The sequence below is a fragment of the Streptomyces sp. P9-2 genome (assembly GCF_051903975.1).
Lineage (GTDB): Bacteria > Actinomycetota > Actinomycetes > Streptomycetales > Streptomycetaceae > Streptomyces > Streptomyces cellulosae.
On the sequence record NZ_CP192633.1, the window covers coordinates 6960775 to 6973110 of the forward strand.

The window sequence follows — 12336 nt, forward strand, 5'->3', positions numbered from 1 at the left end:
GGGGACACCGGTCAGTGGTGTTCCTCGTTGCCGGCCCGCTCCTTGGTGAAGTACGGGCGCCGGCCGATCAGGCTCTGCCCGGTGGACGAGGTGAAGGCGAAGTGCACGGCGACCTGGTTCAGGCCCGTGCCGCCGGCCGAGCCCGAGTACTCGAAGTCCGGCTGGAGTAACCGGACACCGAGACCGGGGGGGTCACACACCGAGCATGCGCCTGAGTTCCGGAGCGTGGCGCCGCGAAACGGGAACGACCTCATGGGAACGAGCATTCATGATGAGGAAGAGCTCACCCTTGATGCCCCGCTCCAGTTCTGCCACACGGCGAAGGTTGACCAGAAAACGCCGGTGTACTCGACGAAATCCGTAAGACGTCAGCAACCGCTCGACATTGTCGAGACCGCGGGTCGCAGCTTGGATCCTCCCCCTTTCCGTGATCAGCCACACGATGTTCCGGTCCGCCTCGGCATAGCGGATCTCCGACGGAGCGAGCAGGACCAGCCGATCATTGCGCATTCCGATGACGCGCTGAGGAAGCGGGTTGACCGATGCTTCCGGACTGCCCACGTAAGGTTCACCCTCTTGCACCCCCAGAAAACACAGCATGCCCATCACGTGATTCGAGTCGACGATGGGCCGCATGGTCAGGGGAGTGGCCTCCCCTCCCGGGGACACCGGCAGACACGCGTAGCCGCTCCACTGTTCGCTTCCTTGCGCCTGGTCCATGGCCCACCGCAGCACGTCAGGAAGCCCTGAAATGTCCAGGGTCCAGCGCTGTGCCGGTTCGATCGCAGCCGCGACAACGGAGGGCTCGTCAGTCAGCCCGAGCAGTCTGACAGCTGCTTCGTTTGCAGCTATCACATTCCCTCCACGGTCCATCGCGATAAATGGACCAGTGACCCGGGAGCATTTTTTCCTGAACTCGGAGAATACTTTGTCCGCCTCGTAGACGGCGCGCCGGTAAATCTCCTGTTCGATGCACGCGACTGATTTCGTCAGCCACGATGCAATGGACGTGGGGAGCGGTGCGTTCCATCGCGAGATGTTGATCGACGCGACCGGCGAGCCGGTCACCACGTCGCGTATGGAAATGCCCGCGCAGGACCACTGGTGGAAGGCTTCGCACCAGTGCTCCGGCCCCGTCACAGTCACCGGGCCGGACACCTCGAACGAGGTTCCCATTCCGTTCGTGCCGGTGCACTCCTCCGACCACGACGACCATGGGGCGAGATTGTGCAACTCTGCCCGCCGCTGTGTGGTAGGGTCGCCCCATGCCCCAAGGACTCGCCCGTCCCCGTCCGTAACGGTGACGACGGCGTCGTCCCGTTCCACTTGCTTGCCGGCCATGGCGCCGAGGCCGCCGAGCGCAGTGAAGATCACGCCTGTGTCGGTTCGGTGGACGTCGGCCGGCGCCGCCGGTGCGGCATCCAACTTGCGGTCCACTTCGTACTGGTCACGGCATCGGTACCACGAAGCGAGGATCTCAGGCCGGACGCCCGTTTCAATGTCTTCACCCGCGGCGAAGCGTTCCCATGCACGAGCTACTTCTCTCGCCGATGAGGTAGCCACCAGAGGGCCATCCGCCATACGGCAGTCCTCACTGGGCCGGCTCGGTGCGATCGCCAGCGGTGGCACTGTCCCGGTCATGTGACTCCTTGTTGCCCGGCGTAGCGGTTCCCAACCACTGAGCAGGAAACCGTATGGCGCACGACATCTCAAGACGTGTGTGCGGTCTTCATCGTGTGTATGGGCAGGTCGTGAGAGTGCGGAGGCCTGGACGGCGCGGCTGGCCGGGATGAACGGAACGTGCGGCGCGCAGTGCCCGCCAGGACCTCGATCCGGCGGGGGCACGAGTGCGCGGCGGCCCGGCAGGGGGGGGGCGGACGGCGGTGCCGGGGCGGGCCCGGCCGACCGGGATCAGAACCTGCCACGGGCCAGGCATGCCCGCCAGACGCCGTGGGCGCCGGCTGCGGTCAGGTCGTGGGCGCGTCCTGTGTACCGCACGGGATGACGGTGCCCGTTCGCCGACGAAGCCGCCCTCGTCCGTACCGGCAGGGCTGCTTCATGGGGACTCGGCCCCCCAAGCGGCCAGGGCCTCGAGTCTCTCGTCCACATGCCGCCGGACCGTCGGCTCCGAGACGCCGAAACCCGCCCCTGCCTGCGCGCGAGCCTCACGTGCTTGCGCAGGCAGGGGCACGAATCAACGGGCCTGCTTGTAGCAGCCGGCCGCCAAGTCACAAAGGCGGACAACTCATTTAACGCCTGACCAATCGTCAAAACATCGGCCAGAACAACCTCAAGCCGACGCGAAGGCATGTCGACCGCTCGTGGGTGGATGCCCACCGATGATCTCCGCTTCACGACCGTTCGTAGGTTGTTCGCGCGCACTCATCCCGCTCTGCTTGTCCTCAAAGCGAGGGCCAGTTTAATTTACGTCAAAGGTCAAGCAACGCGGCCCGGCCCGATACGTACAGCACACGAGCGATCATCGGCACCAAACGCCTGTGTGCCGTCCGGGTTGGCAACAGACCAAAGGCGGTCCTACATGGCACAGGTACGCTGGCTCGACCCGGCCTCTCGCAGTCATGGCGAGGCAACGCTGCACAGGGCGTGGGAGCGGTATGCGGGGTGAAGGTGGCCTCCGTGGCCTACCCCCCGAGACAGCGATTTGCCGCCATAGGTCTGACCGCACCAGGGATTAAACCTGGACCCAGGCACAGGATTGACACGAACGGTATCTCCTGCCGGGGGAACGGCGGGCTCGGGCTGGCCGTGGCGACGAATATCGGAATGGCGTGCCGGGGTGGCGTAGCGCTTGAAAGTTTCCGACGTTGCCGTCAACGAGCCGACGCTTTCCGTTGGTGACATGTCCCGTGAAAACCCGTCAGAATTTTCATTTCTTGCTCACGAGGAGGTGAAGTCCGATGACGACTGCCCAGGAACAAGCCGATCTCCTGGCCGAAATCGGCGGACAGAACAAGGCGACCATGGGTGCCCTGCTCGGGACCGGCTCAATCGCCAAGGCAACCGAGCGTGCCGACGGGACGATGGAGGCGACCATCCGCATCCCGGAGGATGCGATGGCGTGGGAGCCCGCGGTCCTGGTGCTGCCGCACGCCGGCACCGTCGAGCTGACGATCATCAACGACGACAAGAACACCCACGCCTGCCTGCTGCCCAGTAACGGCGACAGGAAGTTCATCGGTCTGGTGAACCACTCGAAGGGCCGCGCGACGCTCGAACTGGACGGCCCCGGCTACTACTGGTACGGCTCGCCGGCCGGCAACGACGAGGGCAGGGGACTGACCGCCGCCATCGTCGTGACCGGCGAAGTACCGCCGGAAGCCAAGCTCGACCGACCCGCCCAGCCTCGGCCGTAGAAAGGTAGGAACCACCATGACCGTCGAATACGTCGACGCCGGCGAGGCGTTCAACCACAGCAAGCTCTCCAACATGCCGCACAGCGCTCCGGACGTGACGCGCGGCATCAACTACGAGCGCATCCTCCAGGCGCGCAGCGAACCGCAGAACTGGATCACCTACTACGGCGACTACGACGGCAAGCGGCACAGCCTGCTCGACCAGATCAACGCCGAGAACGTCAAAAACCTGAAGGTCGCCTGGATCCACCAGGCGAGCGCGACCGGCATGATGGCCTCCACCTCGACCTACGCGTTCGAGGCCTGTCCGCTGGTCGTCGACGGCGTCATGTTCGTCACCGGCTGGGACGGCTGGCTCTGGGCGCTCGACGCGACGACCGGCGAGCAGCTGTGGCGTTACAAGCACGCGATTCCCTTCGACGTGACGCTGTGCTGCGCCAACGTCAACCGCGGCTGTGCGGTGGCCAACGGCAAGGTCTACATGGTGACCCAGAACGCCCAGCTGGTGGCGATCGACGCCACCAACGGCCAGAAGGTCTGGCAGAAGACCATCGGCGACGTGCGGGCGGGCGAGAGCGCTTCGATCGCTCCGCTGGTCATCAAGGACACGCTCATCACCGGTTCCGCCGGCGGCGAGTACGGCGTCCGTGGCCACATCGACTGCTGGGACCTGGAGACCGGTGAGCATCGCTGGCGCACCTACACCGTGCCCAAGCCGGGTGAGCCCGGCTCGGAGACCTGGCCCGCCGACGGGGAGGCCTGGCAGCGCGGAGGCGCGAACCACTGGGTCACCGGAACCTACGACCCGGAGCTGAACCTCTACTACGCAGGCACCGGCAACCCGGCTCCCGACTTCGACGGCGAGGTCCGTGAGGGGGACAACCTCTACAGCGACAGCGTGGTCGCGCTGGATGTCGACACCGGCGAGATCAAGTGGCACTACCAGTTCACCCCCCACGACCTGTGGGACTACGACTCCACCATGGAGATGACCCTGTTCGAGCGGGACGGCAAGAAGCTGCTCGCCCACTTCGACAAGAACGGGTACATGTTCGTCCTCGACCGCACCAACGGCGAGCTGCAGCACGTCACGCCGTTCGTCGACCGGATCGACTGGGGCGTCATCACCCGTGACGGCAAGGTGACCCCGCGGAAGTACCCGGACAAGGAAGGCGAGCCCGTCCACTTCTTCCCCGGCCCCGCCGGTGCGAAGGAATGGACGCACGCGTCGTACAACCCGGACCACGATCTGTTCTACGTTCCGGTGGCCGACGTGGGTGCTACCGCCACCCGACGCCGTCGCGAGTTCAAGGAAGGCATGCCCTACTGGGGCGCCGCCGTCGAGGTCGACATCGACAACATGGCCGGGTCGGTCAGCGCGTTCGACTCGCACGGTGAAGAGAAGTGGCGCTACCGGCTCGACATGCCGATGGCCGCGTCGACCCTCAGCACCGCGGGCAACGTGGTGTTCGCGGGAACACCCGCGGGCGAGTTCATGGCGCTCCATGCCGAGACCGGAGAGAAGCTCTGGAGCTTCCAGTGCGGTAGCGGTCACCACAGCAGCCCGAGTACCTACATGGTCGACGGCAAGCAGTACATCACGGTGCCGGTCGGCTGGGGTGGCTGGCTCGAAGGCATCGTGCCCGGCCTGTCCGGTCAGGGCCACGGTGCCGCGGTGATCACGTTCTCCCTGTGACAGGGCGGTGCCACTGACGTGGCACGGACGCGAGACACGAGGTAACTCCCCGGTGGTTTCCCCACTCACCCGCCCGGTGATCGAGTCGTCCCGGTGACGTCGCGATCACCGGGCCAGTGTTTTCGCACCGACGGGCGAGGAGAACGGCTACGCCAGGTCCGCCGTAGTCTCGCCGGTGGTGGATGTTGCGCCCCGCACCTCGGCCGTGGGGAAGCCAAGTTGAGGAAACAAAAGGTGATCTGATGAACCAGCCGCCGGTGCCCCAGCAGGACACTGCCGAGCGTGGGCCGTGCCACTACTGCGGAGAGGCCTACGAACCCGGCGATCACGCGCGGCACACCGAACCGGTGCACTGCGGGCCCTGTATCACGTGCGTCGACAAGCCCCCGTGCTTCAGCTGCCGTCTCATGTACTGCGTGTGCGACGTGCACAGGTATCGAGGCTGAAAAGCCCCCGCAGCCTGCAGCAAGCCGGCTGTGCCGAGCCGTACGTCCCATGCACGGAGAAGGTTCCGGAGAAGAACTGCCTTCCCACCGGGCGGGTGACGGCGGCCGCGGAAAGCCCCCTGACGAGCTCGTGCACGGTAGGCCGTGAGGCGTCGAGTTCCTGATCGTCGACCATCGCCGTGTGGCCGACGAACGCGTCTCGTGCAGCGATCGCGATCATCAGCGACCGGAGGATCACGGGCCTCTCGGCCGGCGCGATCGCCGAACTCATGACCGACCTGGGCCCGTTGTGGCACGAACGGCACCAGGCCAGACTTGCGTCCCGGCCACGGAAGCCGGCGATCGGTGCCGGCACGAAGCACCGGCTGCTCCTCGTCGACGGGCTCCTGGCCACGCTCGTGCACCTCCGTCACGGGCCCCCGCACGACGTGCTCGCCTGCGGGTTCGGCGCAGACCGCTCCACCATCACCCGTGCCATCGGCGCAGTGCGGCCCCTGCTCGCCGAGCGAGGCTGCACCGTCAGTCCCGGCGTGCGGTTGCGGACGCCGGCCGAGGTCGTCGACCACCTCGGCTCCAGGGGGAGGACCGGGATCGTCGACGCCATCGAGATCCCGCCTCCGGGCGCAAGAACCGGGACAGGTTCATCTCCGGCAGGAGCAAGCAGAACGCCGCCAAGACCATGGGTGCTCACGGACGGGGACGGCCGGGTGCTGTTCTGCAGCCCGACCAAGCCCGGAAGCTGCGCGGACATCACCCACGCCCGCCGGTGAGGGCCGGTCAAGCTCCTGGCCCACGGGCCCGCCGTGGAAACTTCTCGCCGATGCCGGCTACCAGGGCCCGGGCGGCGCAGACCAGCGGTCGGGTGCTGACACCGCCGCACCGCAAGTTCAAGAAGAACACCCCCGACTGGTACAAGGAGATACGCGAGCGGCAGCGGAAGGCACAATCCTCACGACGCATCCGCCTCGAGCACAGCATCGCCCACCTGAAGAACTGGCGAGCTCTGACCCGCCGCCTCGGCCGCCGCGAGCACACCAGCGACACCGACCAGACCGTCGCCGGTCTGCTGTTCCACCAGCAGAGCGGGGACCTGACGTCGGCGCGGCAGAGGTGAACACCGAGCCCCCGCCGCCATCGACGCCTCACCGCCTACCGTGCACGAGCCCGCTAGGCGTACTGAGCCGTGAGGTGGGGGACGCGGCTGGCGGGTGGTCGGCTTGCAGGGCGGTGTGCCGCGGTGGTGATTGCAGGTGTGCAGCCACTGCGGGAACCCTTGGCGGCGTTCGGCTTCTGACCGGCAGGGGCGGGCGTAGGCCCACTCGTCGAGCGGGGTGCGGTGGAAGCGTTCGACCTTGCCGTTGGCTGGCGGGCGGTAGGGCCGGGTGCGCTGGTGGGTGATCCCGGCCGCTGCGAGGGTGTCGCGCCAGTCGTGTGAGCGGTAGCAGGCGCCGTTGTCGGTCAGTACCCGTTCAACGGTGATCCCGGCCTGGGTGAAGAACGCTTGGGCACGGCTCCCATAAGCCGGTGGCGGTTTCCTTCCTCTCGTCCGTGTGATCTCGCTGCAGGCGAGGCAGCAGTGGCCGCCTCGGAGGCCCCCCGAGACCGGCACCGGCACCGGGATTGGGCGATCGGCCTTGTCACCGCCGTCGGCACGGACGGCAACGCCACCCAGGCCGCCGGCACCGCGCGGCACGTCCATGTCCGCGCGCTCGGGGTAGCGCTCGGCGGCGATGACGTGGGGATCCGGCGCGGTGAGCGCATCCCGCAAGCCACCAGCGGCGCCGAGGCCGCGTTCTTGACGATGACCCCGATGCCGCGACCTGGCTCATCGCCGGCCGCAGCCTCCAGCACTCACCGAGTCAAGGCGGCCAAGACGGCCGAGGACGTCACCTTGTCAAAGCCGCACCCCGAGCAGCAGTTGACCGCGTGCCGCGCACGCCGCGGTCACCGGCCTCCTCCCCGAGAGGGCATGCCGCTCGTCCTGGACTACCAGGCCGACCTGAACACCGCCGAGCCGACCCCAGCGAGTGACACCCACAGCCTGCAGCCCGGCACCTCCACGGGCCACACCCGGCCTCGCCCCACCCCTGTATCCGACACCGGCACCGCGAACAGGACCGATCTGGTAATCCCGCTCCGCCAGGTCCACCGCTCCGCCGGCGACCCGCTGGCCGAGGCGATCGCCCTCACCCGCCGCGTGACATCCCCTCACATCCGCCGCATCTCGCCGGGCGATCCCCACCGTGAAGGTCCGACGCCGGGACCCGGCCGAGGCCGTGCGCATCCAGCAGGCCGAAGGGGCCGCTGGACGCGACCGCGTCAACCTGCACACCACGCCGCCACAAGCGCGCCGGGTTCCCGTCCCGGGAAGACCTTCGGCGACCGGGACGAACAGGTGTCCTCCGTGCCGCGCGCAACCCGCAGGGCCCAAACGCGCCGGTCACGCAGGCCGCGCACATCCCGCCCCTGCCCCACGTACACACTCGACCCCCGGTCAAGGCGGCTTCGCCCGTCTTCCCCTAGCGCAGGTCGAAGCGGTCGAGTTCCATGACTTTCACCCACGCGGCGACGAAGTCCTGGACGAACTTCTCGCCCGCGTCCTCGCTCGCGTAGACCTCCGCGAGCGCCCTCAGCTCGGAGTGCGAACCGAAGAGGAGGTCGACCCGGCTCGCGGTCCATTTCACCTCGCCGGTGTCCCGGTCGCGGCCCTCGTAGATCGTCGTCCAGACGTGCCCGTTCTGCCTCGGCGCCCACACCGTCCCCATGTCCAGCAGGTTGACGAAGAAATCGTTCGTCAACGACCCCGGCGCCGAGGTCAACACACCCAGGGAGGAACCTCTGTAATTGGCTCCGAGTACCCGCAGCCCGCCGAGCAGCACGGTCATCTCAGGCGCGCTCAGGGTCAGCAGGCTGGCCCGGTCGACCAGCATGTGCTCCGGCGGCATCCGGAAGCCTTTGCCAAGGTAGTTGCGGAAGGCGTCCGCCGTGGGCTGCAACGCGTCGAACGACTCGACGTCGGTCCACTCCTGGGTGGCGTCGGTGCGCCCGGGGCGGAACGGAACGGCGACCTCATGGCCGCTGGCCGCGGCGGCCTTTTCCACCGCGGCACAGCCGCCGAGCACGATCAAGTCGGCCATCGAGATCCGCTTGTCTCCCCGTTGGGAGGCGTTGAAGCGCTCTTGGACCGCCTCAAGTGAGGACAGGACGACAGCCAGCTGCTCAGGTTCGTTGACCGGCCAGCTGCGTTGCGGTTCGAGCCGGATCCGCGCCCCGTTCGCCCCACCGCGCTTGTCGCTGTCGCGGTACGTCGAAGCCGACGCCCACGCCGTGGAGACGAGCTGCGCGACTGTCAGCCCCGATCCGAGGATCTCGCGCTTGAGGGCGGCGACGTCGTCGGGGTCCACGAGCCCGTGGTCCAGCTCGGGCACCGGGTCCTGCCAGATCAGCCGTTCGGCCGGGACGAGCGGCCCCAGGTAGCGCTGGATCGGTCCCATGTCGATGTGAGTCAGCTTGAACCAAGCCCGTGCGAACGCGTCCTGGAACTGGTCCGGGTGCTCCAGGAACCGCCGCGCGATCGCGTCGTAACTCGGGTCCTGCTGCAAAGACAGGTCGGTGGTGAGCATGACCGGGTGGTGTTTCTTGTCCGGGTCGAAGGGGTCCGGCACGGTGCCCTCGCCCTGGCCGTCGCTCGGGACCCACTGCCACAGGCCCGCCGGGCTGAGCTCGACGTCCCACTTGTACTCGTACAACGTTTCGAGGAAGGTGTGGTCCCACTGGACGGGCGTGCGCGTCCACATCCCTTCCAGCCCGGTGGTGACCGTGTCCGCCCCGTTGCCGCTGCCGTACCCGCCGAGCCAGCCCAGGCCCTGCGCGGTGAGGGGCGCTGCCTCGGGCTCGGGGCCGCCGGTCACGTTCGGGTCCGCCGGACCATGTGTCTTGCCGAAGGTGTGCCCGCCCGCGATGAGCGCCACCGTTTCCTCGTCGTTCAGCCCCATCCGTTTGAAGGTCTCCCGGATGTCGCGGGCGGCGAGGACCGGGTCGGGATTGGTGGCCGGGCCCTGCGGATCGACGTAGATCAGGCCCATTTCGGTGGCCGCCAGCGGCTCGTCGAGTTCGTGCAGACCGCTGTACCGTTCTTCGGCCAACCACTTGCGTTCCGGACCCCAGTACGTCTCGTCGGGCTCCCATACCTCGGCACGGCCGCCGCCGAACCCGAACGTTTTGAAGCCCATCGACTCCAGTGCCCGGTTGCCGGCGAAGATCATCAGATCCGCCCAGGATATCTTGCGCCCGTACTTCTTTTTCACCGGCCAGAGCAACCGGCGCGCCTTGTCCAGGTTGCGGTTGTCCGGCCAGCTGTTCAGCGGGGCGAAACGTTGCATCCCGGCGCTGGCACCGCCCCGGCCGTCGCTGACGCGGTACGTACCCGCGGCATGCCACGCCATGCGCAGCATGAGGGGACCGTAGTGACCGAAGTCGGCGGGCCACCAGTCCTGCGAGGTCGTCATCACCTCGTCGAGATCACGCGCCAGCTCGTCGAGATCCAGGGTATTGAATTGCTCGGCGTAGTCGAAGTCCGCGTCCAGAGGGTTGCCTGCGGGTTGGTTCCGGTGCAACGCCTTCAGGTTGACCCGGTCCGGCCACCAGTCGTTGGGATTTCCACTGGCCGTCGGATGATTCCGCCGCCGCGCCGGCTGCCCCTCGTTCAAGACCTTGTCGTAGGTGCGGTAGACGTGGGTGTCGGGATTCTCGGGCATGGAAGTCCTCCCAGGTGTTGCCGAGCCTGAGATGTCGGTGCCTGGGCGCATCGCGTCGGGAGACCGGCACCGCGGCCACGGTTCGCCCGGCCGCCCGCGGCCGACGATTCGCCCTTGTAGATGCTGAACAGGGATGTCGCCCTGACCGGGCGCTTCAGCACCCGGTCAGGGCGAACCCGGAGAACGGGCCGGCGCGGCGGTGGCGCCCGCCGTTCAGCCGTTGAAGGCCAGTGGCAGCAGGATCGCTGCCCCGACGAGTGAGATACCGCTGAACAAGTCGGAACGGATCCGGACAACTTTGGCGGCCATCCGCCCCACGAACAGTCCGGTCAACGACATGACCACCGTCATGGCACCGAAAGTCAGCATCGGGACCACGAGAGAAAACCCGGCGATCCCCAGACCGGTGCCTGCGAGGAAATTGTCGATGCTCAGTGTGAGCGGCATGCCGAAGAGCGTCACCCACGGATGGTCCATCTCTTTCGGCTCCGGATTCCGGATCGCGCTGACAAGGAAGCACAGACCGTACACCCCCAGCGCGGCCGCCCCGATGTATTCCGCCCAGTCACCCAGAAAACCACCCAGGTAGTGGCCGACCAGTCCTCCCAATAGCGGGCCCACAGTGTCAAATATCCCGAAGATGAGGGATATCTGCACGGCGCGGCGCCAGCCGAACGGAATGGTCCCTATGGCGATCGCCGAGCGAAAATTGTCAAGACTGAGCCCAAAAGCGAGCGTTACCAGCGGAATAAATTCGAGAGCCATCTGAACCACCCCAAAGATTCAACGACAATCCAGATTGTTTCGGTAGCCAGAACTCACTTGCTGCTGGGGTGTGCTCGCTCTTCCCGGCCGGAACCCCGGCCACGTGCGGCATTGCTGCGGGGCACCCCGCCTGAGCCCTGCACCTTCGCGGATCCGATCACGGATGCGATTGGCGTTAGAACGTGGCACGTCGAACCCGCTTCCAGCGAATGACGCAAGGCCCCTGGGCTGTCGATGCTCCGGGGCCTTGCGCCAACGCAGACGTAGTCCCGTCGCAGGGTTCAGTCACCTGCCGCGACTACGGGAAATCGGGCAGGACGGCCCGTTGAGTCCGGCTGTCAGCCCCGGTAAAAGTATCCGCTGGCCTCAGCGCAAACCTCGATGACCGTGTATTCCGGAGTCTCCCACGTCATAACTTCCTCCTCTTGCTGGCTGTACCCGAAGACTGGGCGAAAATCGGGCAACGTGATCCGCGCAATTTCGAGGACCGCGTCTCGAAATTCCGCGTTTTCGAAACCGTATCTTTGATTTAACAGAGTTACAACTTGCGTTCCACTAGCGGGCGGTAACCGGTGTCGAACGGCACCCTGGAGCCTACGAACGGGAACCGACGGCACACGGCGCGCGCAGGTCGATTCCAGTGGTCGTCGCAACACCTGGTCGCGGAGGTGTTGCGTGAGAAGACCGACAGGGTGGGCGACGGCAGTGGCGCATGCCGTCGGTCAAGCGCAGCCCGTCATCGGGCCGGTACCTGTCATTCGAGGAGCGCGAGAAGAGCGCGTGGCTCAACGCCCAGGAGGTAGGGGGCGGGAGATCGCGCGCAGGCCGAGCCGGTCGCCGTCGACCGTCTCCCGGCGGTCGGAACTGGCGGTCATCGTTGACACCTGGGGCTCCGGTCACTGCAGAGATCCACAAGCCGACGTCCCCTCCCACCACTCCGCCGCTTGGCCATGAGGCCGAGCGGCGCCTGGCGGCGGTACGCCACGTCCAAGAAGTCAGCGGGAACCGCGCCGGGTCCCTGTCCGCCTTCTGCCGGCACGCTCTCGACAAGGGCATCGCCCGCACCCTGCACCAAGCCCCGCACTCCGCGGCTGAACGGCAAGGTCGAACGCTCTCACCGCATCGACGCCGAGGAGTTCTACCGGCTGCTCGACGGACGTCGTCATCGACGACGCCGAGTCCTCGACGAGAAGCTGCGCGAGGGGAGGACTGCGGCAACTACCCCGCCCCCACGGGGGCCCCGGCGGCAGGGCCCCCTACGAACGCCTCGAGCAGAAGACCACGGCTTTGGCGTAATC

General features: G+C 67.0%; 9 protein-coding genes and 1 pseudogene. 4 read left to right on the forward strand and 6 right to left on the reverse strand.

Going from position 1 to position 12336, the window contains the following annotated elements:
* Positions 1-11 precede the first annotated feature (11 nt).
* Together ACQY0Z_RS31540 and ACQY0Z_RS31545 are read right to left on the reverse strand one after the other, a co-directional pair.
* On the reverse strand, positions 12-200 hold the full coding sequence (locus ACQY0Z_RS31540) for a hypothetical protein (RefSeq protein ID WP_019527355.1): 189 nt from the start codon (positions 198-200) through the stop codon (positions 12-14).
* Positions 193-1641 (reverse strand): DNA-binding protein, encoded by a 1449-nt coding sequence (locus ACQY0Z_RS31545; protein ID WP_189906880.1) that lies wholly within the window; start codon positions 1639-1641, stop codon positions 193-195. Before ACQY0Z_RS31545 ends, ACQY0Z_RS31540 begins: the two co-directional genes overlap by 8 nt.
* 1277 nt (positions 1642-2918) lie before the next feature.
* Here ACQY0Z_RS31545 and ACQY0Z_RS31550 point away from each other — a divergent pair.
* Positions 2919-3374: an MSMEG_3727 family PQQ-associated protein gene (locus ACQY0Z_RS31550; RefSeq protein ID WP_019527357.1), complete on the forward strand. Its 456-nt coding sequence runs from the start codon at positions 2919-2921 to the stop codon at positions 3372-3374.
* 16 nt (positions 3375-3390) lie between these two features.
* Positions 3391-5070, forward strand: a complete 1680-nt coding sequence (locus ACQY0Z_RS31555; RefSeq protein WP_019527358.1) for a PQQ-dependent dehydrogenase, methanol/ethanol family — start codon at positions 3391-3393, stop codon at positions 5068-5070.
* A 405-nt stretch (positions 5071-5475) separates the two neighbouring features.
* Here ACQY0Z_RS31555 and ACQY0Z_RS31560 read toward each other — a convergent pair whose 3' ends face one another.
* The gene (locus ACQY0Z_RS31560; RefSeq protein ID WP_051101727.1) at positions 5476-5787 is read right to left on the reverse strand and encodes a hypothetical protein; all 312 of its coding nucleotides are present in this window, start codon (positions 5785-5787) and stop codon (positions 5476-5478) included.
* Between ACQY0Z_RS31560 and ACQY0Z_RS31565 the strand changes: the two genes are divergently transcribed.
* Positions 5786-6286 carry a helix-turn-helix domain-containing protein gene (locus tag ACQY0Z_RS31565; protein WP_439813202.1) on the forward strand — a complete coding sequence of 167 codons (501 nt, stop codon included), beginning with the start codon at positions 5786-5788 and terminating at the stop codon, positions 6284-6286. The genes ACQY0Z_RS31560 and ACQY0Z_RS31565 overlap by 2 nt on opposite strands.
* 50 nt (positions 6287-6336) lie before the next feature.
* Positions 6337-6630, forward strand: coding sequence for a transposase (locus tag ACQY0Z_RS31570; RefSeq protein ID WP_254588152.1), 294 nt, complete (start codon positions 6337-6339; stop codon positions 6628-6630).
* Positions 6631-6683: 53 nt separating this feature from the next.
* Here ACQY0Z_RS31570 and ACQY0Z_RS31575 read toward each other — a convergent pair.
* The 3 genes and pseudogenes from ACQY0Z_RS31575 to ACQY0Z_RS31585 all read right to left on the reverse strand — a co-directional run.
* Positions 6684-7066 (reverse strand): annotated as a pseudogene (locus ACQY0Z_RS31575) (integrase core domain-containing protein); the annotation flags it as partial.
* Positions 7067-8035: 969 nt separating this feature from the next.
* Positions 8036-10273, reverse strand: a complete 2238-nt coding sequence (katG, locus tag ACQY0Z_RS31580; RefSeq protein ID WP_439813203.1) for a catalase/peroxidase HPI — start codon at positions 10271-10273, stop codon at positions 8036-8038.
* A 213-nt stretch (positions 10274-10486) separates the two neighbouring features.
* Positions 10487-11038, reverse strand: a complete 552-nt coding sequence (locus ACQY0Z_RS31585; RefSeq protein ID WP_026244199.1) for a manganese efflux pump MntP — start codon at positions 11036-11038, stop codon at positions 10487-10489.
* Positions 11039-12336: the final 1298 nt, after the last annotated feature.

Bases quoted from the DNA above. Each gene is read 5' to 3' on its own strand.
- ACQY0Z_RS31565 (WP_439813202.1), top strand. From the start codon at position 5,786: ATGACCGACCTGGGCCCGTTGTGGCACGAACGGCACCAGGCCAGACTT.
- ACQY0Z_RS31550 (WP_019527357.1), top strand. From the start codon at position 2,919: ATGACGACTGCCCAGGAACAAGCCGATCTCCTGGCCGAAATCGGCGGA.
- ACQY0Z_RS31570 (WP_254588152.1), top strand. From the start codon at position 6,337: ATGCCGGCTACCAGGGCCCGGGCGGCGCAGACCAGCGGTCGGGTGCTG.
- ACQY0Z_RS31585 (WP_026244199.1), bottom strand. From the start codon at position 11,038: ATGGCTCTCGAATTTATTCCGCTGGTAACGCTCGCTTTTGGGCTCAGT.
- ACQY0Z_RS31545 (WP_189906880.1), bottom strand. From the start codon at position 1,641: ATGACCGGGACAGTGCCACCGCTGGCGATCGCACCGAGCCGGCCCAGT.
- katG (WP_439813203.1), bottom strand. From the start codon at position 10,273: ATGCCCGAGAATCCCGACACCCACGTCTACCGCACCTACGACAAGGTC.
- ACQY0Z_RS31555 (WP_019527358.1), top strand. From the start codon at position 3,391: ATGACCGTCGAATACGTCGACGCCGGCGAGGCGTTCAACCACAGCAAG.
- ACQY0Z_RS31560 (WP_051101727.1), bottom strand. From the start codon at position 5,787: ATGAGTTCGGCGATCGCGCCGGCCGAGAGGCCCGTGATCCTCCGGTCG.